Genomic DNA, 22,455 nt, shown 5'->3' on the forward strand with positions numbered 1-22,455 from the left:
TGATTAACTGCGCCAGCGCTTGGTGAGATCCTGATAATCGTCAATGCGGCGATCTCTGAAATAAGGCCAGATACGACGCACCGATTCACAGCGCTGCATATCAAAGGTCACCATCAAATTTTCCTCTTTATCAGCGGATGCACTGGCGAGAATTTCACCTTGAGGACCGGCGATAAAGCTCTGTCCCCAAAACTGAATACCAGGATCGCCCGCCATTGGCGAAGCTTCAAAGCCGGTGCGGTTTGCCACCATTACCGGCAAAGAGTTGGCAACCGCATGACCGCGCTGAATGGTTTGCCAGGCGCCAAATTGTCGCTGCTGCTCTTCTTCGCTGTCGGTTTTATCCCAACCGATTGCTGTGGGATAAAGCAGAATTTCTGCTCCCGCCATAGCCATTAGGCGGGCGGCTTCCGGATACCACTGGTCCCAACAAACCAATACGCCTAAACGGCCCACTGAGGTGTCAATCGGAGTAAAGCCCAGGTCGCCGGGAGTAAAATAGAATTTTTCATAAAAACCCGGATCATCCGGGATATGCATTTTACGGTATTTACCCACCATGCCCTGTTTGCCGTCAAAAACCACTGCGGTGTTGTGATACAGGCCCGCAGCGCGTTTTTCAAACAGAGAGGTCACCAGAACGATATCCAGATCGGCAGCAATTTGCGCAAAATAGTCGGTGGCGGGACCAGGGATTGGCTCTGCCAGATTAAAATAATCGGTGTTTTCTTCCTGACAAAAGTACAGAGTGCTGTGCAGCTCCTGTAGCATCACCAGTTGACAGCCTTGCTTTGCCAGACGTTCTATTTGGACCTTACTGGCTTCCCAGTTTTTGTGTTTATCGTTGTCGGCAATGGCCTGTTGCACCAGACCAACGGTGAGCTTGCGGTCACTCATAAACTGTCACTCCACGGTTTAACTGTTCAATAATTTCAGGCTTTAAAGTGTTTGTGGGTACTTGCATACTGATGCAGTGCAAGCTGCCGTACTGCTCTACTAATGCCCGACAATTTACCGGTATAACCTTGTAGTCCAGGTAGGCTTTTTCAAGGGTCTGAATCGCCAGATTGTCTTCTGCTTCGTCGTACACTGGTGCAAAAACGTGTTTATTGCTAATCAGGTAGTTGGCATAAGAGGCGGGCAGCCTGTCGCCTTCGGCATTGATAATATGGGGCAGCGGTAACTCGAAAATTTCGCTGTCGGGTAATTGTTGGCGACACTCTTCTTTCAGCTCATTGAGTCCCTGAAAATGGCTGTCTTCCGGGCGATTAAAGGCTGTCTGGATCACTAAGTGATTTTTCGGGGTAAACCTTACAAGGGTATCTATATGACCGTCGGTATCATCGCCTTCCAGGTGTCCGTGCTTTAAAATAATTGTGCGCTTAGCACCAAGCTGTTCAGCAAAGTGCTTTTCGTAACTGGTCAGCGACATTTTTCCGTTGCGTTCGGGATTGGTGAGACAGAGCTCAGTGGACAACAACAGGCCGTCGCCATTGATTTCCAGTGCCCCGCCTTCCAGTACCAAATCAAATTCGGTTATTTGTTTGCGACACATATCTGCCAGATAAGCACAATTGACCCGGTTGTCTTTGCTGGCATCAAACTTGTTGCCCCAACCGTTAAAGGTAAAACTCACCGGATAGCGATGACCGCTCAACTCGCAGGTTAAAAAACCGTAATCCCGAATCCAGGTGTCGTTGTAATCGGCGGGTAGCAGCATCACGCTGGAGCTGGGATGCAGTCTTTCCTGCAACAGAGGAATTTGCTCCGGGCGCGCCAATAGAATAACCGGGCAGGAGTAGGTATTCAGCTTGTTGATCAGCGAGATGTAAGTGTTTTGCACATCTTCCAGCCAGTCGGCCCAGTCTGTCTGAGCATCTGGCCAACTGAGTAAAACAGCTTCCTGAGATACCCATTCAGGTAATAATCGAGGTACGGATCCCATAATCATTTTCGTTAAGGATAAAGGTGGCAATTATAGCGTGGGATCTGGCAAAAAGTTTAGATTTATAGAAGAAAAAATAGTGATTTTTGCGGTGAAAATCGAAAGGGCGGGAGTTCCCCGATGAGCATCGGGGGAAACGCCAATGACAAAAATTATCGCACTGTCCAGCCGCCATCTAATACCAGTGACTGGCCGGTCATATTGCAGGCTTCTTTGGCCATTAAAAACTTAACTGTGTGAGCGATTTCTGCGATATCGATAAAGGCCTTTTTCGGCATGGGTTCCAGCATAATGTTGTTGATCACTTCTTCTTCACTAATGCCATGGGCCTGCGCCTGATCGGCAATTTGCTTTTCCACCAGAGGGGTTTTTACATAGGCCGGGCAGATGGTATTGATGGTGATATCGGTATCAGCAGTTTCCAGCGCCAGCACTTTGGAAAAACCTGCCAGACCGTGTTTTGCCGCTACGTAAGCGGATTTATAGGGGGATGCCACCAGGCCGTGAATAGAGCCAATATTGATAATGCGGCCAAATGCCTGGTTACGCATACCGGGTAACAGCGCCCGGGTGAGTCGGGCCGGTCCGGTCAGCAGTATATCTACAATTAACTGCCAGCGATCCATGGGGAAACTCTCCAGCGGACTCACATGCTGGATACCGGCATTGTTGATCAGCACATCCACCGGTGCATCCAGCTGTTCTACCAGGGCATCAATATCCTGTTGTGAAGTAACGTTTAATACGAAAGTCTGCGCTTCAATGCCTTCTTCCCGCAACACACTCTGTGCCTGTTGCAAAGCATCGGCATTCAGGTCAGTCAGAATAAGTTGATGCTCTTCGCCTAATAATCTGGCGACTCCCAGGCCGATACCACTGGCTGCACCCGTGATTAAAACTCTGTGTTTCATTGTGCCTCTCCTTCAAAGGGTTGCGATTGCAAGCCTTCAATCAGCTGCGTTATAGCCGTTATTTGCGCCCCAGAGCGCTCGGCAAAGTTAGCTCCCGTGTAACCCCACCAATCCCAGCAGGCCAGTGGATTTAACGGATTACCAGCGGCCACCTGAGGATATAACAGCACCAGACTTTTCTGCTCTGCCTGATTGTTGAAGCCGCCATTTGTTATGTAATCCGTTCCAATAGTGGTGTAATTTTGCTGACAGCCATGAAAACTGACGTGCAGCTCACAGGGTTCGCCAGCAGCGCATTGTGCCGGTACATACAACCAGGCGTTTTCGTCCAGTCCGGTGGCGCTGCCATTTACTTCTGTTGGTTGTGGGATAGTGTAAAGCTGGCCGGTTGAAGGGCTTGAGTGGGCAGCAGCTTGTTCAGGGTAAAGCCAATCCAGCATTGCTTTGGCTGCGTTATAGTCGCAGTCATTGATAAACGGGGTGCTGGTTTCACTGCAGGCAACGCCAAAATCTGTGGTGGGTAAACCGTGGTTAAAGGGTTTGTCCTGTACGTATTGGATCTGAGCTTTGGGTAGCAAGGCTTGATATTGGGCGTGCAGGGCATCCGAGACACCCGCTGCAACCCGATTATCCAGGGTGCCGTGTAACAACCAGATTCTGTCGTTTTTAAGATTTTCCGGATTGGCAATCAGCGCTTTGTCAGCGGCGTTTTTAACCGGTTGGGTTAAGTCTTTTTGTTGCAGGGGCGTGCCATCGGCAAGGCATTGCTGCATGGCCGTCATCAGGTTTCCTTCTGAGCAAAGATACGGTCCAGCGGCCACAATACCTGCCCCGGAGACCTTGTCAGCATGGGCAATATGGAACTGATTGGCCATAAAGCCTCCGGATGAAACGCCAGAAACCGTGATCGCGCCATTCAGGTTGAGCCTGACCTGGTCAGTATCCGCCATTGCCTGATGAGCAGGCACTGAGACTGCGGCTGTAATCAGTCCACAGGCGATGAGATTGCGATAAGGTTTTACCATGATTATTGCTCCAAAAACTGTTTGATGGTATCTGCCTGCTGCTGAATGTTGTAAATACCATCCAGATGCCCCCAGTCCCCCTGAATTTCAGCGTAATGGGACGTTTTGCCTGCTTGCTGTAACTGTTGGTGGGCTTGTTTAGCCATTTCAGGAAACAGCAGCAAATCTCCGGTGGCGGGCAGAAACAAGGTTTCGGCCTGCACTTTGTTTAGCGCGTTTTGCAAGCTGCCTTCGTGTCCGGCGATAAATAACTGGCAGGCGCGAACCAGATATAAAATATGATTAGCATCCATACTGCTGGCACGACTCTGGGCGGCGCCATATAGCCAGTCCACCACCTTAAAATTGTTAGTGATACTTGCTGCCGGTGCCGCTTCCATGGCGGAGTGCTGAGGATTGAGTTGATTAAAAATACGCGGATGCATGGCTTCCTGGGTAACAATGGCTAGAGATTGGGTCAGGCCCGCCAGTGGTGGTGTTTTGTCGTAATAGTTGCCTTGCTGCCAGTTGGGGTCGTTTAAAATTGGCGCTGACCACTTTTGCAGACCCGCAACCAGCCAGGCATCAGCTTCAGCAACCCCGATAACCGATATCATTTTGCCCACCTGTTTCGGATAAGCCACAGCCCAATCTATCGCCTGCATCGATCCCATTGACGGACCAACAACGGCGTGTAGCTTTTTAATGTCCAGGCTGTCGATAAGGGCTTTTTGTGCTTCCACGAAATCGCGAATGGTGACCACTGGAAATGATAAGCCCCAGGGTTTTCCCGTTTCGGGATTTATAGAGGCCGGACCGGTAGTAATTACTTGCTCATCATTAGCGTTGGCATTCACCAGAGTATCCATACTGATGACATAATAGCGATTCGTATCAATGGCTTTTCCCGGACCAATGATGGCATCCCAGTAACCGGGTTTGGCGTCTGATTCGTGATATTTGCCGGCTGCATGGGAACTGCCGGTAAAATAATGGGTGATCAGAATAGCGTTTGATTTATCCGCATTGAGTTGACCGTATGCCTCCCAGCCCAAAGTGACTTTAGGGATAGTTTTGCCGTTGTGGGTCTGAAAGTTGTCTATGCTGAACTGTTGTTTTTCCACCAGAAAGCTGGCCCAGCTAAACTGGCAAAACAGCAGCAAACTGAGCAGGGCGACACAAGGCCTGAAAGTCATTACAAAGCGAAAGGTTTTCTTCATATCGATGTTGTCTCAATCAACTTAAAACAAAATAAACAGGGTTACAGCCAGTGCCAGACCTATCAGAGGTACGATGCCTGTCATGGCAAACATGGACCAGTAGGCGCTGGCGTGGGTTTCCTTACAGATGGCCCGGATCGTTGTTACAACATACCCGTTGTGGGGCAGGGTATCCAGTGCCCCGGAACTGATGGCAACCACGCGATGCAGTTCTTCGGGATTCACTCCCTGATCCATATAATGGGGAGCCAGCAATGGCAGTGCGATGGCCTGGCCACCGGATGCGGAACCTGTCAGGCCAGCAATCACCGATACTGCCACTGCAGCTCCAATTAACTCGTTGCCCGGAATGTGGGTCATGACATCGACCGCCACCTGAAAGGCTTCGGTGTTTTTAACCACGGCACCAAAACCCACCACCGCAGCGGTGTTACCAATGGCAATCAGACAGCCAGTAGTGCCTTCGTTTATGGCGTTACTCAGATTTCTGAAATAGTTAAAACACAGCACCAGGATAGTCAATACACCTCCACCCAGCGCCAATATTAGCGCCTTGTGACCAAAGGCATCGTGCAAGAAAAATGATAAAAGCAACACCACCAACAAGGGAATAAAGCCCATGGCCGGATGAGGAAGTTGGTCTTTTTGTTCCGGGCTGGTGCAACTTGGATCGTCTTCTCTGTGTACAAAGCATTCGCCGTTGGCTACGGCCTTGCCAATCATGCGTTTTAACCACCAGTAACCGAATGTCGCCATAAACACCGCCACGATGAGACTCACTTCCCAGCCTGCATAGGGCGTAGTGCCCAGGTATTTAATGGGGATCCAGTTTTGAATTTCTGGTGAGCCAGCTGAAGTCATGGTAAAGGTCACAGAGCCAAAGGCCAGCACCGCCGGAATAAAGCGCCGTGGCAAATTAGCATCTTTAAATAAGCTCAGCGCCATGGGGTATACGGAAAATGCCACCACGAACAGGTTGACCCCGCCATAGGTTAAAATGGCGCAGGCGGCGATGATGGCGAACACCGCGTGTTGCATGCCCAGTTTGCCCACAATCCAGTGAGCAACACTGTCTGCCAGTCCGGTATCTTCCATAAACTTGCCAAACAGCGAGCCCAGCAAGAACATAAAAAACCAGGAAGCAATAAAGCTGGTGAAACCAGACATATAAAAGCTCACCAGATCTTCATTGTCAGCCAGAAGTGGTAATCCGTTGCACAACGCCACGAGGATGGCGCACAGCGGGGCACTGATAAACAAGTTCATGCCGCGCATTGTCAGTACTATCAGCAGCGCTAAGCCACCAATTAGCCCAATCATTCCAATCATTTCTGTCAAGATGTCGTACTCCTGTTGCCGTTGCTCTTACTGCACAAGCAACGTCTTTAAGACAGCCACTTCCCCAGCCTGAGCCGGGGATGCGACTGTAAAACCCTACAAAACTGACATTGAGATGAAGGAGTTTCGAATTGATTCTGAAACAGCTGGGTAAATTTTCATATGGTACTTAAGTACAGCATCGCGATTGTAAAAAATTGGTTAATGTATTGTTGACATTGAGAGTAGGCGGGCTTTAAACCGCTCGTGTCTGAACAGGTAACTTGTTGAAATAAATAAAAATAAATAACTTCCTGAGACAGATATGGCACAGTAAAGGGTATGTACCATGAACAACACAACTACGAAGATTGCGATGAATATGAATAAAGGACAGTCCGATAACGGGCAAACAACTAAAGGCGTACGCAGTAAATTGTCGCTGGCAATTTTATTGGCACTGTCTGGCAGTGTGATGTCAACTTCAGCGTTGGCACAAACCTCTGAAGAATCAGAAACCAAAGGTCTGGAGAAAATCCAGGTGACTGCCCGTAAAACGGTGGAGAGCATCCAGGAAGTGCCGGTGGCTATTACCTCCGTTTCTGCCGTTGAGATTGCCGAAAAAGGTCTTTCAGAAATTACCGAAATTCAGACCTTATCTCCCAATACAACATTGCAACGTAGCCGTGGTACGAACAGCACGTTGACTGCTTTTATTCGAGGCGTGGGACAGCAGGATCCGCTTTGGGGTTATGAGCCTGGCGTCGGTATTTATATTGATGATGTTTATCTGGCGCGTCCTCAGGGGGCAGTGCTGGATATCATTGATGTTGAGCGCATCGAGGTATTGCGTGGTCCTCAGGGGACTTTATACGGTAAAAACACCATTGGCGGTGCCGTTAAGTATGTTACCAAGCCCATGTCTGGCGACCCGGAATTTTCCGTAAAAGCTTCGGTGGGCAGTTACGGGCAACGGGATCTGAAAGTAACAGGCCAGTATCCTCTAAGCGAGCAATTATATGTAGGCTTTGGTTTTGCCAGTTTAAATCGCGACGGATTTGGTGAGTATCTGCAATCGGACTTACCGGATCAGGATCGTGAAAACTACAACAAAGACGTGACCGCTGCGCGTTTAACCTTGGAATATCAGCCTTCTGAAGATCTGTTCTTCCGTCTGGCCTGGGATAAAACCGACGATGATTCCAATGCTAAAGGTGGTTATCGACTATTACCCAGCTTACTCACCGACGCCCCGGTACCAGACAGTGTTTATGATTCTTACACCAGTCTTCCCACAGAAAACAAAGTTGAACTGGAAGGGATCAGCCTGACCGCAGCCTGGGATGTCAATGATAATACGACAGTAAAGTATATCTTTGCGGACAGAGAGAGCTATTCGCCCACTAATATCGATTTTGATAACACACCGCTGCGCATCTTCGATGTGCCTGCCATCTATGATGATGAGCAAACCACTCATGAGCTTCAATTAAACTATAGTTCTGACGGTTTTAGCCTGGTATCTGGTGTGTATTACTACGACGGTGAGTCTTGTGGTCAGTTTGAAGCTATTCTGGAAGTGTTGGGACAGACAGCCTTTGGCACACCGGGATTGACTCGTGAAGTGTCTGGTTGCAGTAATTCCAATAGTACCGCCGTATATGCGCAGGGTAGTTTTGATATTGGTGAAAAATGGTCCATGACATTAGGTGCCCGTTACACCAAAGATGAGCGGGAAGCCACGGTAAACAATGGTTTAGTGTTTGATACGGTTTATCCGGAAAGCGGCTGGATTGATGGCTACGTGCGTCCTGATGGTGAATTGGTGCCAAACGTATTGGATGATGAAGATGACTGGTCCCGTTTTACCCCGCGTGTTGGTGTGGAATATCAGCACTCTGACGACATTATGTTTTATGCGTCATATGCGCAGGGCTTTAAATCCGGTACTTACAACCCGCGTGCAACCGGTGCTGAGCCTGCCGCAGATCCTGAGATTGTAGATAGCTTTGAAATGGGTATGAAAAGCGACTGGGGCGATAACCTCAGAGCTAACCTGACCTGGTTCACTCTGGATCACAAAGATCGTCAGTACATTTCAATTCTGCCTGGTGACGGTTTCGCCGATTTGAATCAGCGACTGGCCAATGCCGGTAAATCTAAAGCCGATGGTATCGAAGCGGAATTTACCTATCTGGCCACAGACGACCTGACCCTGAATTTAAATCTGGGTTGGATAGATGCTGAGTTCACTGAAGTACTGGATACCGACCCGGTAACCGGAGCGCTGTTTGATAAGTCTGATCGCTTCACCATTTCTAATACCCCGGAGCTGACCTACAACCTCGGCTTAAACTACGCTTTCGACAATCAGTATGGCGATTTTGTGTTTAATGCTAACTACTATTATCGCGATGACTACGTGTTGTTTGAAGAAGACAGCCTGCTATCTCAGGACGGTTATGGCTTGCTGGGCATGAGTCTTAACTGGTACAGCCCCAGCGGTGACTGGACAGCTGGATTGCACGTGAAGAACCTGACGGATGAAGAGTACATGGTGGGCGGTTATCAGTTTGTAACCCCAGACCCAACTGATCCGACGGACATCAGTAAATATACTCCAGGCCTGGGTGGCGACAATACCCTGATTGCTTACTACGGCGATCCTCGTACTGTTACCTTAACCGTAGGTTATCGCTTTTAAGAGTGTGTGTGGTGTCGAATGAACACAGAAATCCCACACCTGGCAAAGACTTAAACACGGAGTTGGCGGTGTGTGAATGGCGTAATATAGGTGCTCTTACGTTGTTCACACATCAAAAACACTGTGCTGGTTATGACTTCACTGGTGCTTGAATCGGCCTCATTGCACCACTGTTCAGCAGTGAATGGCGCGGAATGTCGTAGCACTTTGCCGTTAAAAGAGGTGGTGCTTTCTGTTGATTTTGGCATAGCTGAGCAGGTGCGTAATGCACCTGCCTTTTTTCTCGGATGAATTGTTTCTGGTGACTCCTTCAAGTACATTACAGGGATGAAAAATTTATGTTTACCCCTGATGCCGTGAAAGCCATTGTTGCTGACGACCATCCCTTGTTTCGGGCTGCATTAACTCAGGCGATACTGCAATCGCTGGGGCAATGCCAGATTGTCGAAGCGCAAAGTTTCCCCGAAGTGCGGGAGGCCTTATCGGCGCAACCCGAAGTCGAATTTATCTTTCTTGATCTCAATATGCCTGGCTGTGATGGGTTCAGCGGCTTAACGGAGTTGCGTCACACCTGGCCGGATATTCTGGTGATCATGGTTTCCGGCAACGAAGATCCCGCCATCATTACCCGAGCCATTCATCTAGGCGCCAGTGGTTACATTCCCAAATCTGCCTCACTAAGCCATATCTCTGAAGCGGTGGACATGGTGGCTAACGGAGAGATCTGGATACCGCAAGATATCGATTTATCTCAGGTCACCGAAACCGAATCAGAAGAAAAAAAGCTGGCGGCTAAAGTGGAAAAACTCACACCGGCACAATTTAAAGTGCTGCAACTGCTGACCGACGGCCTGCTGAACAAACAAATTGCGTGGGAGCTGCAAATTCAGGAGCGTACGGTCAAGCATCACGTCTCAGCGATTTTAGAAAAGCTGGAAGTGAATAACCGAACCCAGGCCGGATTGATATTGCAGCAATTACGGCAGGTGTAATACACAGTTTAAATTAAAAGGAACAGCACCATGAACGGACAATCGCAACTTATCATTGCTGCCATTTGCAGTTTTACCGCCTCATTTCTGCACCTTGCCATCGTGTTCGGTGGGCCTGATTGGTATCGCTTTTTTGGTGCCGGAGAACAAATGGCGAAAATGGCTGAAATGGGTAGCAAACAGCCGATGATCACCACTTTGGTCATCGCCACAATTCTTGCTATTTGGGGGCTCTACGCTCTATCGGCAGCTGGCGTGATAGTGCGTTTACCTTTGTTAAAAACCGCGCTGGTGCTGATTACCCTTATCTATTTGGTGAGAGGCCTGGCTGGGTTGATATTACCCTTTGTAACCAGTCATCCTGCTATTGCTCAAAACTCAATGACATTCTGGATGGTAAGTTCGGTGATTTGTACCAGTTTCGGCGCATTTTATTTGCTGGGTACACTTAACCGCTGGTCAGAATTGGCGTAAGCTGTAATGCCACTTCTTCCGTAAGGAATGCTATGCAACTTGACCATATCAACATAAGCGCACCCGCTGACCTGATTGAGCTGGAAAAACAATTTCTGTGCGAGCTCTTTTCTCTAAAGGTTGGATTTCGCCCGACACTTTCCAGCGACGGCTATTGGCTTTATCACCAGGACAATGCCTTTTTTCACCTGGTGATCAGTGACTCACATGTAAACCATACAACACCCGGCTATCTGGATCATGTGGCCTTTAAACTTGAGGGACTTAATGAGTTTGTAGAGAAGTTGCAAGCAATGAATGTTGAGTTTCAAACCAAAACCCAACCTCAGATATCCATCACCCAGATTTTTCTGTTCAGCCCGGCAGGAATTCGTCTTGAGTTAGTGTTCAGAAACGAAACTTTGCAATAGTTTGCTTTTGCTGCCAGCTACATAAACCGTTAAAAATTATCGGGACAGCCATAATAAATTCGCAAAGTTTTTGGGGAGAAAGTGTTGTGGCTGTCGGCTTTAATCAGGCTTTAATCATTCGCGTTTAAGTGTTGGAGGGAAAATGGAGTTGATTACAGTTATAAGCTTGTTGGGTTTAGTTTTGGCAGGACTGGGGTTGTACTTGTCCTTTTCATCGAAACACTACAAACCAGAACAGGTGCTGGTGGATGAACACGAACAGGTCTTCGTGGCACATTTACCGAAAGCCCGGCTCAGTAAACGCTTTGGTAAAACCATCGCCAAAGACGCCATTGTTACTGTGCAATTGGCAGGAGGCACAGTTTCGCTGTTTACCCAAAGCGGCAATGCCATTGATATCTGGACACCCAGGGATGCCTTGGCCAAACCCATATTTACACGAGCAAAACAACTATTTCAGCACGCTGAAAGCCGGGTTATAGATTGCTGAAAGTTGTTGGCAAAAGTTATCGGGACAGCCATACAAAAAAAACTAAAAGTATCATGGCTGTCAGGATAATTTCTGGGATACAGAAGCCGCCCATAGCCCAAGGATTGCAACAGGGTAAGCAACTATTTTTGAGCTTGAATGATTCGTTATGAAAAATAGTATTTTATTTGGGTTATTGTTCACTTTGTTTTCATGTTTCAACAATGTGATCGAAGAACAAAAAAACATGTCAGAAATTTTAGTTTCTACTTTCAGCGTAGGTATGAGTGTTGAACAAGCTGAACAGGGGTTTGAGGCGTTAAATTTACAATTTCATTTTGTTCCTAAAGAAAGAGTGCCCAAGCAGATAGTTGAAGATAATGTACGCAGAAATTGGGACTCTTTTAAAGGAAGGTATGTCTCTTTGTATCGTGAGAATACACGGAGTGTTTATGATATCAATATAGCACTAGACGTTAACAGTGAAGGAAGAGTTATTGAAGCCACTTTTCAAGAGTTTCGCAGATAATCTAAACAAGACACCCATTAAAATTTTTAATATTTCAATCCTCTTCTGATTAATTTCTAACGGCACCCACATTAAAAAATGCCAAAAAACTATTGATGCCAGTATAGATTTGACATCGGGGGTAACGATAATTCTGCTTTGTGTAAAGTTCAGAAAAAGGGACGTTATTTGAGCTATTCTTATTTAAGCTTTTAACTTTGTATCGGAGAAAAGGTTATGAAACCGGCAGGCTTACTTGTAAATTTATCCATTATTGGATTGCTATCGGGGTGCGCCGGTTCTTCAGAGCAGGCGAAAAGCCAATATGCGATAGACAATGATCCGCGGATTGGAGAGGAAGTCCGACAGGTTTGCCATACCCGCTCAATAAGAAGCTGGAGCAATGTGGACAATGATCGGGATGCATTGCTGGTGCATTTAAACAACAATCGAACTTATAAAGTCAGTTTAATTGGAGCCTGTGACCCGGACTGGGCTATGTTTGAGATTGCGGTCATAACCCGTACAGGCTCCGGTTGCATGAGCGCGGGAGATCGAATAGTTACCGATGCACAACCAGAGAGAAGATCCTCTTGTAGTATTAGTCGAATTTACGAATGGCACGAAGAGGTCAAGGAAAACAATACGCCCTCAGAAGGCGACTCTGATAAAAACTGAACCAAAATTACCAGGACAAAATTACCAAGACAGCCACATTAAAAGCGCAAAAAATATAGTGGGTGTCAGGGTAACATGGAGGCAAACAATGTCTGAAGCCTTAAAACTTATGTTGGAAAACATTAGGCAGCTAAGCACTAAAGAGAAAGCTTTGGCAGCTCATTGCCTTCTGACGGCGATGGATTCTGATGTCGAGAGTGATGTAAACGCAGAGTGGCTCAAACTGGCCGAAAAAAGAAGTACTGACCTAGAGTCTGGAAAGGTAAAGAGTGTTTCTTGGGAAGATATTGAGCAGGATTTAAGCTAAAGCCAATGTTGCCGGTTTCCTTTCATTCGCAAAAATTACCAGGACAGCCACATTAAAAGCGCAAAAAATATTGAGGGTGTCAGGGTAACACTCAGTTCACTTCCTTCCGCTTGGCCAAAAATGGGAACCTGCCATCGACGATTTGTACTTAGCCGCTTTCCCTTCTCCATCCTTTATAGAATAATTGATAATAAAGAAATTAGCATAGTTGCAGTTATGCATAACCACAGTAAGCTAGGATATTGGCTTGAGCGTGATAAATAGTTAAAAAGCAGTCATAGCAACTTCTTAAAATCAAGTCCAACTAATATCGGCTATTTGCATTCTGAGGTTGGAGTACTTGCTTCCGGCCCTAACGTGCTGAAACGTCAGTTGGTTGGAAAATGAGTTTTAGGTACTTTCCAAGTGCCACAATTAAACCACTAATATACTGGTCAACTGACTCATCTTACTGCCAGTCAGAAACATGTGGAATGACTGACTGCTTCTCCATGAAAGCGGACAGTCGGCTCAGAAATGCCATGGGCAGCATTCACACCAAAGCAGTCGTTCAGCAAACATTTTTCATAAGGCAGATTATCATTTGTATGCTAAAACCGGCGCAGGTTCACGCTCCGCTGATATTGCTATTGGCTGGTATGTGGGAGCGGTTGTCAAAGCTGACAAGCGTTATTATTTCGCTTTAAATCTCGATGGAAGTAGCTTCGCTGAGATTCTGCCAAAACGCATTCCCATAACCAGAGCTGAATTACAAAAGGCTGGGATCATTAACTAAGTTCCTAATTAGCTATTATACGAACATTTGTATTCGAATTTGGCTGGGCAGCCTTATTTAAAGAGAGGCTATTCGGCAATGCCTGCTGGATTTTACCTGAACACTTAGATTTGACCGTTGCTATCCACGAAGTGCTGAAGTTTTAAAACTGCTGCCAGTCTAGGTACTACTGCTCTAAAATATACAAAAGCACTCTTCTGTGTGACCTTTTATTTCGAAAAATTAGATCTTAAAAAGTGAAGGTGAATTCCCCTACAAAAAATTGCTCTTTTTTTGCATATGAGGATATGTGGACTAACCTTATTTATGCACAATTAACAATTTCCGAAAGGAACTGGAACATGAAAATTTTAAACGGCTTTCGTTCTACCGCGTTAGTGTTTAGTTTATTACTCTCAATTTCACTTTATTCACACGGCGCAACCATCAACGTGAGTTCAGCTGGAGAATTTATAGAAGCTCTAAATTCCGCAGAGCACGGTGATGTGATTTCTGTTGCATCTGGCACTTATGATTTAACCGAGTATGACTTTGTCGATATAACCAAAGCCGTTACCATTATTGGGGAATCTTTACTAGACAGACCAACAATGCATGTAGCTTTCAGATTCAGCATTCCCGACGGTACGGATGACATGCACCTGGTTATTCAAAACCTGCATCTTCCAGGAACAGGTACTCGCGAAGGTCTTCAGTTAAATAGTTATGAAAGCTCCGTAATAGGCTCAATATCCATCGTTGACGTTAATACTGTAGGAAACACCTACGCTGATATAACAGTGAGGAATAACGCTAAAAAAATTAATGTTTTAGGGGTCTATGCTTCTACTGTTTATATGGACCCCAATGGTTCGGGAACGAGAGTCCTCCTTGCATACTCTGACATAACTGGCGCAGATATTGACTCTACTTCGACTACATTGCCTGTCGATGTGCGTGGTAATGTTTCGGAACTTATAATGGTCGGCAACACTATTGACGGTTCATTTGGATCTTCATCGAATGCAACAAGCTATCTTGTTAGGATACGACCTGAAGTCCTGCAATCTTACATATTTGGAAATCATTTTAGATTTGTGCAATTTCGTAACAACACGAATGAAAAATACGCTCAAATGTTATACATAGATTCATCTAGCTCTCTGATTTCAAACAATTTATTCACAATTGAACCAGTTGCGAGCGGCGGTTATTTAGCAGTGTCGGCGGCGGAAATTGGACTCAGATTACGGTCTATTTTTGTTTCTCCCAGCACAGGAAATGTAAAAATTCAAAACAATGTATTTGATTATTCTCTTGACGTTGAAGGTGTATCAAGCAGGGCGATGGTTGTGACTCAGGCACCAACAACCATAAAAAATAATATCTTTAGAGGGGATATAGGAAACGATGTGGTTGTTTTGCAGTCTACGCCATCAGAGGATTCTATCGTTGCGAATAACCTTTGTTTTGAGGTGGGTGACTACTGTCCATCAGGGGCTACGAACATTAGCGCCGATCCTCTGTTTACGAATGTTGATCTCGATAAGGTTAGACATGAACGCGACTATGATTATAGTCTTCTTGAGGGCTCTCCAGGTATTAACGCAGGGTTAGAGGGAACCGCGTACTTTGACGTCGATGGCTCCAGAGTTGACATTGGCTATAATGGAGGTGCAACACCCTTTGACCAATACTCCAGAAGCATTATTGAATTTAGAAGCGAAACTATAGATTCCAGGCCCTATGTCATCCCACTGATACGAGCAAGCCAAGGCGTGGCAGGAGATAACACTTTACGAGTTAAGTTTTTGACTTTTGCCCGTTCTCGTTAGGGGACTGGGGATGAAACAGCTTAAATCGAAAATCATTGTTTTTGCCGTAGTTAGCTTAGCAGCGTACTCGGGCAATGCGTTAGCAGACAGTTTTGAGTATCGACTAAACTCAGGGGAAATCCAAAGCATTGATATTAATTTGGTAAACCCAGAGTTATCACTTATGAATACGGTTAGTGAGTCGTTTTCCTCGGCGTCACTTTCAGACGGAATTCATAACATATCCTATCGTTATTACAGTGAAACTACTGATGAGTACAGTAACTGGATAACAATGCCATTTCTCAACCGCAATATCAAAAGCGGGGCGAGCTTTAATAGTATCGTATCAGTAAGTTCTCAAATAACGGATGCTGAAGGGTTTGAGTTAAATGAAAGCTTGACAACATCTCAACACTCTGGGCCAGGCTCATCCCAAATAGTGGAACAGTTAATGTTAACTGGAACAGAATCAGGTGTTGCCAGGGTTGCAGTTAGTTTCACGGATGATATCAATTCCTCTAGTGTGGAAATTACTTTGCCTTTTCGCATTTTGCCGCAGCGCACGGATGGTGAAAAAATAAATCAAATCGCAAGTTGGCAGACTGAGGCTGGAAATGAGGTTTTGGGTTCAGTGAACTTTAATGTGGAAACCGGAACGACCTGGCAAAGCGTAGAGTTGGATATTCCCATCGCTAATTTAACTAATTTGATGCAACTTGCCCATGTTTCAACAGATGTTACGGGCGAGTCGAGTGCGGCAATGTTGGATGTTATCATCCTACCTGATGCAGACGGTGATGGTACTCCAGACCAAACCGACGCGTTTCCAGATGATCCGAATGAACAACTCGATACTGACGGTGATGGTATTGGGAACAATACAGACACGGATGATGACAATGACGGTATGCCAGATGAGTATGAACTTGATAATGGATTAGACCCATTAAACGCAGAAGATGCTGCGCTAGATAATGACGGTGATGGAGCGACCAATTTTGAGGAGTATCAAGCGGGCACTAATCCTAATGACGCAGGTTCCGTTCCGGTTAAACGTCTCACTGCTCTGGATTTTGATGGTGATGGTGTTTCAGATATTGCAATGAGAAGAGCGTCTAACTTTTTTCAATACATACGTAATTCGGAAGACGGCAGCATTACCCGACAACCCTTTGGTCGCAATGCCACAGATATTCCTTTCTACGGTGATTTCGATGGCGACGGCAAGACAGATATTGGTGTGCGCAGAGCCTCCAATTATACCTGGTACATATTGAATTCCTCTGGTGAGGATAAAATCACCGGTAATGCAGACGGAATTACACGTCGAGTTTTCGGTAGAAGCGAGAATGATATTCCGGTGCCGGCGGATTATGATGGCGATGGTATCACCGATATTGCCGTGCGACGCCCAGGTAACCAATTTTGGTATATTCTCAATTCATCGGGGGTTGACCACATAAGCGGCAATAGCGATGGCATTACACGGCGCCAATTTGGTACTCAAGAGCAAGATATTCCTGTCTCCGCTGACTTTGATGGCGATGGTAAAGCGGATTTAGCGGTACGCCGTCCGGGTACACAGTTTTGGTATGTCCTCAATTCATCGGGGGTTGACCACATAAGCGGCCATAGCGATGGCATTAGCCGCAAGCGATTTGGTTCGCAGGAAGACGATATTCCGGTGGTGGCTGACTTTGATGGTGATGGTAAGGCAGACCTTGCGGTGCGTCGTCCTGGCTCTCAATTTTGGTATGTACTAAACTCCAGTGGAACCGACGAACTCACGGGGAATGATGATGGTATCACCAGAAGACGTTTTGGCTCACAAGAAAGCGATATACCAGTTGTGGCAGATTATGACGGTGATGGAAAAGCCGACTTAGCCGTTAGGCGCGCAAATACCTTTACCTGGTACATATTGAACTCGTCTAAAGAAAATATCGGTTCAGATGCCGGAGATGGTATTCAACGGCATATCTTTGGTAGAGATGAGAATGATATTCCTTTTGCTGCACCCATTCAGACCAGAATGTCGTGGTTTAATAACGAGGATGAATGATAGTACATTGGAAATGAACGGGCTGCTAAAAGTTAGCTTCTTGCTTTATCTTTGAGGCTGCTTACCCAAGTGGTTCAGTCAGTACTGAAGATAATCCTGACCGGGAGCAATACGGTGAGAGCAGCTATTGAGCAACAGTATTCAGGTACTGACCGTGAAGCTTATGTTGTCTCGCGTCCGGGCCAAAAGGGGGGCTCCCCTTCGAATAAATAACATCGAAGAACTAAATTTAAAGGTCAGCATTTATCTTCAAATCGGCATCAATGAATGATTGGAACACGGTAAATGGAGTCAATTATAAGATCCAGCCAATCTAATGCGTTGGTTACCTGAACTTTACATTTTATGGTCGGATAAGACAAAATATCGCAGTGATCGGTTACCTCTGAGTTCAGACTAAGCTATTTTTTGATACCGTATATTGAATATCTAACTGTGAGACTTGCATGTTTAGCGTAACCTTTAGGTCGGATAAAGTTCGTACCAAACAATATAAAACCGAAACCAGGGCGTTGAGGGTCATTCTAAAGTGGCTGGAAGCACATCAGTCTTCCCCAGTAGCATCGGCATCGCTTCTGGGGACGGGTTTGGCACCGAAGGGAAATAAAGGGGGTCGGGGTAAAATTAACCTTCACTACCCGGCATCCAAGCTATGCATGTAGTGGCACGAATTAACACGAATCACTACAGACTAAGAGGGACAAGCAACTTTTTGAAGACCTGCCAACATTGACGCGAAAACAATTTTCTCTGACCCCTTTAATTACATTCGCTGCTCCTAACTAAGGCTTCATTACTCCTATGAAATGCGGCACAACTTAAAAGAGAAGCAATTTTCACTTGACCATAAAAATGTAGAAAATACTGTCCACTATTCGGACATAACCGTCGAAGATGCATTGGAACGCTCTGAGCATCTTTATCGTCTATCCTTTTTAACGTTTAATGATTCAACGAAGTAAAACCTTTCGCACTCATTCACTTTACTTATATACGGCTTTGCCGTATATACAATGTATGATTTTTATTGAAACTAGGCTGTTCACAAAACTACTTCCAAGTTACCTCGGGGAAGAATATTATCGTGGACTTCAAAACTATCTTCTGCAACATCCTGAGTCTGGCAATATTGTGAAAGGCTCAGGTGGCGTCAGAAAAGTTCGCTGGGCAGGCGAACAACAGGAAAAAAGTGGTGGGGTTAGAATCATCTACTACTGGAAGAAGTCGGAAAGTGAAATGTGGATGCTAACGATCTATAGTAAATCTGAAAAGGCCACTATACCAGGACATCAACTCAAGAAAATTGCGGAGGCAATAGACAATGACAAACCGTGACTTAGGTGCAGAAATTCTCGCTGGAATTGAAGAAATTCAGAATTTTAAGCAGGGAAAAGTACAGCTTAGAACGACTGAGTTATCGGAGCCATCTGCCCCTAACGTGATAAGAGCTAAACTAAAAATGTCTCAAGTGGCGTTCGCTGCGATGTTGGGAGTCAGTAAGCGCACGTTGCAAGATTGGGAGCAAGGTCGTCGAGAGCCGAACGGACCCGCTATAGCATTACTTCGAATAGCCGAGCAGCATCCAGAGGTATTTTCCGATTTACATTAATCTGGGTGAATTATTGATTGTCCGCTTTTGGGTGCATTTTCTACAAATAATCAATTTCTGCAGTTCACTCATAGCTGTTATTAAAATGAGAAAAGACCAATGTCCGAAATACATTCAGATTGGACTTTCGAATATGTGGTCTTAAACGTCCGCTTTGGAAGAATAGCGGTCATCCAGAACCTGTAAAAATGGACTTTTCGAATGACGGCAAACTTAAACAAGCCGTCATTGTGAAAGGTGTAAAGCCAACGGCTGTTAATCGCTATTGTTGACCTACCAACTTTTGCACAAAACAGCGGCGTTACCAATTACCATTCAAAAGTTAAATCCAACCTTAGAATGCAAACAGCCCTAATATCTCACCCAAATTTAGCACTACACCGTACTAAAGTACCAGCGGAATTGTTGCTCCAAAATTACCAGGACAGCCACATTAAAAGCGCAAAAAATATTATGGGTGTCAGGTTAACAATTCGAACTTTTAAACCATTATAAAAACTGTCACGACTAAGGTTCTTTAAATGAGGAAATTCAATGAAGAATCTTTTTGTTCTGGCCTTTTTATCATCTGTATCTTTGATGGCATGTGCAAAACCTGAGGTTGATTGTACTGTTTTCCCCGAGCAGCAAAATTCGCTTTATGTGCTGCCCTATGAAATTGGTACCAGTCATCGGGTTTACGCTACAACAGAGCACTACCGGGCTTCAAATAACGGTGTGGGTCTTTATGCAATTGATTTTGTTATGCCGATTGGCACTAAAATCGTTGCTGCCAGAGACGGTGTAGTAGTCAGTGTCAGAGAGTCTTTTGTAGACGGTAACAACATTGATTTACAAGAAAATTATGTATTTATTCAGCATCAGGACGGTAGTGTTGCTCGATACTTTCATTTAACCCACAAAGGTGCGCTGGTGGAAGAAGGGGATAGGGTAAATGCCGGGGATGTTATCGCATTGAGCGGAAATACAGGTCAAAGTGGCGGGCCTCATTTGCATTTTGACGTGCAGCAATGCGGACCCAATTTGCCGCCCCATTATAATCAACTTCCCTGTGGTCAGACTAAGCCCATTACCTTTAAAAACACCCGTCCTCATCAATGTGGCCTGAAGTCAGGAGAAACCTACAAAGCTAATTCATCTGGCAGACTGCTCAACTAATAACTCAAGCAAACTCGACAGCATACTGTACTAAAGTACCAGCGGAATTGTGCGAAAAATGCACTAGATTAGGGAAAGCGTTGGGATGGGTAAGTAATTTCTTAGATGTGTAACCTGCATTCCTGGCGTTAACAATCAACCTGTGACAATAGGAATAACAATGATGCAATCCCTACGTTTAGCCCGAAGCGCAATTTCAGGCACACTCATATTTTTAACCTCTGTTCTCTTTTCAACTTCTCTGCTGGCCGGGAGCTGGCAGAACAATGTCAGCATTGGCGGTTTTAGCAAGGTGCATATCTATACGCCAGACAGCACCTCGACAATTGGCAACGGCAAGGGCTTGCTATTAGTGTTGCACGGCTGTACGCAATCCATTGATGCTTATCTTACCGCTAATCTGGAAGATGCCGCTGAGCAATATGGTCTGGTGATCGCAGTGCCCGATGCCATGAATAAGGCGGGATTTAGCTGCTGGTCTTACTGGCAGGGCACTAAATCCCGCAGTGCCGGTGACTATAAAAACCTGATCACCCTGGCCAATACACTATCGGGTGACAGTTCTCGAAATATCGACCCAGACCAGGTGTATATTGCCGGCTTATCTTCAGGAGCCGCCTTTGCCAATACCACTGCATGTCTGGCGCCAGATGTATTCGCCGGTATGGGGATTAGTGCCGGACCAAGTATCGGAACCAGTTCCAGCGGGGCTATTGGTCCCTGTGAAAGTGCCGATGTCGCAGCGCGTTGTTCTCAATACGGCGGCAGCTATGGCAGCCACTTTGATACCCAAATTGCTTCCATCGCACAGGGAGAAAACGATACTACGGTGAACCTGTGCTACAACCAGCAAAATGCCGATGGTATGGCAGCATTGTATGGTGTCAGTCAACTGCCGGGTACTAATACGCTTTCTGAAGGCCCCTCAAATACTGCCCGTGAAACTCAGTGGCAGGATGGCCGGGTAACCATGTTGTGGTTTGATAATCTGGATCACTCCTGGTCTGGTGGCCAGGGAGCTAGCGGTTCTTACGTGAATGGCAACAGCATTAATTATGCCTCATATCTTGGTCAGTACTTTCTGGAAAACAACCAAAGGGTAGACAGAAACGCCGGCCCAGTGCTGGAAAACGTGCAGTTTTCAGTCAATGGCAGCCAGATAGTCATCAGCGGTAGTGCCACAGATGCTGAGGGCAGTGTGTTGGATGTCAGTGCCAATATTAGTGGGCCGGTAAGCGACACTGTTAGTGGCAATGTCGATGCTAGCGATCAGTTTACCCTGGTCAGTGCTTCTCTGCCGGATGGTCTGTATACAGTTATTGTTGTGGCTACGGATAATGAGAGTAAACCAGGACTTCCGGTGACCGGTCAGGTTCGGGTGGGACCAGAGCCGCCAGCTACCGCGCCAGAGTTGGCTGACATTGCCGTGGCAGTACAAGGACAATGTGCCACCGTGACTGGTAAAGTCACCGATGAAAACCTGAATCTGGATACCGTGGAAGTGAGCTTTGCAACCGGGAACGTTGTAGCAGAGGTTAATGTGCCTGATTTCAGTGCTGAGGCCTGTAATTTGCCCGGCGGTAGCAATACTGCACAGGTAACGGCTACAGACCTCACCAATCTGTCCTCATCTCAAAATGTAAGCTTTGATATTGATGCCGGGCAGACAGCCACATTGGATGAACATATCTCCGCAGGCCGACTGGATTACACCAACTACGCCAACTGTTACCTGGAGTACAGCTCTGCCCCATTCAAACTCAATGAAGTTTCGGTTGGGCAGCAGTGTCAATGGCAAGATGATGACGCCTCATGCACCGGACCTTTGCAAACTTGTAGCGGTTCTGGCGGTGGTTCAGGTGGTGGCAACGGCGGCGGTTCCGGTGGCGGCTCTGGTCGTCAGTGCAGCGAAGTGACCACGGCTAATTATTATCACAAAGTGGCTGGCCGGGCATACAGCACAGGCAATATCTACGTTCCGGACTATTTTGCCAATGGCAGTGATGATGCCATGCCCGGGTCTACCTGGGGCAACAACACACTGCACTCAGACGACGATACCACCTGGTATCTGGGTACTTGTCCATAAACTTGTTTAGCAGAATATAAAGTCACA

The 22,455-nt window shown here is 46.2% G+C and carries 22 protein-coding genes; 16 read left to right on the forward strand and 6 right to left on the reverse strand.

Going from position 1 to position 22,455, the window contains the following annotated elements; translation table 11 throughout:
- Positions 1 to 3 precede the first annotated feature (3 nt).
- The 6 genes from ACXAD8_RS19175 to ACXAD8_RS19200 all read right to left on the reverse strand — a co-directional run bounded on the left by ACXAD8_RS19175 (position 4) and on the right by ACXAD8_RS19200 (position 6,409).
- Complete coding sequence (locus ACXAD8_RS19175; protein ID WP_475231559.1) at positions 4 to 897, reverse strand: carbon-nitrogen hydrolase; 894 nt, start codon at positions 895 to 897, stop codon at positions 4 to 6.
- Positions 890 to 1,945: an agmatine deiminase family protein gene (locus ACXAD8_RS19180; protein ID WP_475231560.1), complete on the reverse strand. Its 1,056-nt coding sequence runs from the start codon at positions 1,943 to 1,945 to the stop codon at positions 890 to 892. Before ACXAD8_RS19180 ends, ACXAD8_RS19175 begins: the two co-directional genes overlap by 8 nt.
- Before the next feature lie 152 nt (positions 1,946 to 2,097).
- The gene (locus tag ACXAD8_RS19185) at positions 2,098 to 2,856 is read right to left on the reverse strand and encodes a 3-hydroxybutyrate dehydrogenase (RefSeq protein WP_475231561.1); all 759 of its coding nucleotides are present in this window, start codon (positions 2,854 to 2,856) and stop codon (positions 2,098 to 2,100) included.
- Positions 2,853 to 3,881, reverse strand: coding sequence for an extracellular catalytic domain type 2 short-chain-length polyhydroxyalkanoate depolymerase (locus tag ACXAD8_RS19190; protein ID WP_475231562.1), 1,029 nt, complete (start codon positions 3,879 to 3,881; stop codon positions 2,853 to 2,855). The genes ACXAD8_RS19185 and ACXAD8_RS19190 overlap by 4 nt, the downstream gene beginning before the upstream one ends.
- Positions 3,882 to 3,883: 2 nt before the next feature.
- Positions 3,884 to 5,080, reverse strand: coding sequence for an E22 family MetX-like putative esterase (locus tag ACXAD8_RS19195; protein WP_475231563.1), 1,197 nt, complete (start codon positions 5,078 to 5,080; stop codon positions 3,884 to 3,886).
- 21 nt (positions 5,081 to 5,101) lie between these two features.
- Entirely contained in the window at positions 5,102 to 6,409 is a 1,308-nt protein-coding gene (locus ACXAD8_RS19200; RefSeq protein WP_475233025.1) for a GntP family permease, read from the reverse strand.
- 463 nt (positions 6,410 to 6,872) lie between these two features.
- Between ACXAD8_RS19200 and ACXAD8_RS19205 the strand changes: the two genes are divergently transcribed.
- The 16 genes from ACXAD8_RS19205 (at position 6,873) to ACXAD8_RS19280 (ending at position 22,428) form a co-directional block, all read left to right on the forward strand.
- Positions 6,873 to 9,101, forward strand: coding sequence for a TonB-dependent receptor (locus ACXAD8_RS19205; RefSeq protein WP_475233027.1), 2,229 nt, complete (start codon positions 6,873 to 6,875; stop codon positions 9,099 to 9,101).
- A gap of 132 nt (positions 9,102 to 9,233) precedes the next feature.
- On the forward strand, positions 9,234 to 9,392 hold the full coding sequence (locus tag ACXAD8_RS19210) for a hypothetical protein (RefSeq protein ID WP_475231564.1): 159 nt from the start codon (positions 9,234 to 9,236) through the stop codon (positions 9,390 to 9,392).
- A gap of 47 nt (positions 9,393 to 9,439) precedes the next feature.
- On the forward strand, positions 9,440 to 10,093 hold the full coding sequence (locus ACXAD8_RS19215) for a response regulator (protein WP_475231565.1): 654 nt from the start codon (positions 9,440 to 9,442) through the stop codon (positions 10,091 to 10,093).
- A gap of 30 nt (positions 10,094 to 10,123) precedes the next feature.
- Complete coding sequence (locus ACXAD8_RS19220; RefSeq protein ID WP_475231566.1) at positions 10,124 to 10,567, forward strand: hypothetical protein; 444 nt, start codon at positions 10,124 to 10,126, stop codon at positions 10,565 to 10,567.
- Positions 10,568 to 10,599: 32 nt separating this feature from the next.
- Complete coding sequence (locus ACXAD8_RS19225; protein ID WP_475231567.1) at positions 10,600 to 10,977, forward strand: VOC family protein; 378 nt, start codon at positions 10,600 to 10,602, stop codon at positions 10,975 to 10,977.
- Positions 10,978 to 11,119: 142 nt separating this feature from the next.
- Positions 11,120 to 11,467, forward strand: coding sequence for a hypothetical protein (locus ACXAD8_RS19230; RefSeq protein WP_475231568.1), 348 nt, complete (start codon positions 11,120 to 11,122; stop codon positions 11,465 to 11,467).
- Between the two features lie 148 nt (positions 11,468 to 11,615).
- Positions 11,616 to 11,975: a hypothetical protein gene (locus ACXAD8_RS19235; protein WP_475231569.1), complete on the forward strand. Its 360-nt coding sequence runs from the start codon at positions 11,616 to 11,618 to the stop codon at positions 11,973 to 11,975.
- A 216-nt stretch (positions 11,976 to 12,191) separates the two neighbouring features.
- A complete protein-coding gene (locus tag ACXAD8_RS19240) occupies positions 12,192 to 12,632 on the forward strand; it encodes a DUF6491 family protein (RefSeq protein WP_475231570.1) in 441 nt (146 codons plus the stop codon).
- A gap of 88 nt (positions 12,633 to 12,720) precedes the next feature.
- On the forward strand, positions 12,721 to 12,939 hold the full coding sequence (locus tag ACXAD8_RS19245) for an addiction module protein (RefSeq protein ID WP_475231571.1): 219 nt from the start codon (positions 12,721 to 12,723) through the stop codon (positions 12,937 to 12,939).
- A 583-nt stretch (positions 12,940 to 13,522) separates the two neighbouring features.
- On the forward strand, positions 13,523 to 13,714 hold the full coding sequence (locus ACXAD8_RS19250) for a hypothetical protein (protein WP_475231572.1): 192 nt from the start codon (positions 13,523 to 13,525) through the stop codon (positions 13,712 to 13,714).
- Positions 13,715 to 14,055: 341 nt separating this feature from the next.
- Positions 14,056 to 15,528 (forward strand): hypothetical protein, encoded by a 1,473-nt coding sequence (locus ACXAD8_RS19255; protein WP_475231573.1) that lies wholly within the window; start codon positions 14,056 to 14,058, stop codon positions 15,526 to 15,528.
- Positions 15,529 to 15,538: 10 nt separating this feature from the next.
- Positions 15,539 to 17,572: an FG-GAP-like repeat-containing protein gene (locus ACXAD8_RS19260; RefSeq protein ID WP_475231574.1), complete on the forward strand. Its 2,034-nt coding sequence runs from the start codon at positions 15,539 to 15,541 to the stop codon at positions 17,570 to 17,572.
- Positions 17,573 to 18,589: 1,017 nt separating this feature from the next.
- Positions 18,590 to 18,907: a transcriptional regulator gene (locus ACXAD8_RS19265; RefSeq protein ID WP_475231575.1), complete on the forward strand. Its 318-nt coding sequence runs from the start codon at positions 18,590 to 18,592 to the stop codon at positions 18,905 to 18,907.
- Positions 18,894 to 19,181: a helix-turn-helix domain-containing protein gene (locus ACXAD8_RS19270; RefSeq protein WP_475231576.1), complete on the forward strand. Its 288-nt coding sequence runs from the start codon at positions 18,894 to 18,896 to the stop codon at positions 19,179 to 19,181. Before ACXAD8_RS19265 ends, ACXAD8_RS19270 begins: the two co-directional genes overlap by 14 nt.
- A 534-nt stretch (positions 19,182 to 19,715) precedes the next feature.
- Positions 19,716 to 20,339 carry a M23 family metallopeptidase gene (locus ACXAD8_RS19275; RefSeq protein WP_475231577.1) on the forward strand — a complete coding sequence of 208 codons (624 nt, stop codon included), beginning with the start codon at positions 19,716 to 19,718 and terminating at the stop codon, positions 20,337 to 20,339.
- 160 nt (positions 20,340 to 20,499) lie between these two features.
- Complete coding sequence (locus ACXAD8_RS19280) at positions 20,500 to 22,428, forward strand: extracellular catalytic domain type 1 short-chain-length polyhydroxyalkanoate depolymerase (RefSeq protein ID WP_475231578.1); 1,929 nt, start codon at positions 20,500 to 20,502, stop codon at positions 22,426 to 22,428.
- Positions 22,429 to 22,455 lie beyond the last annotated feature (27 nt).

The organism is Planctobacterium sp. AWH2_060 (genome assembly GCF_056158425.1).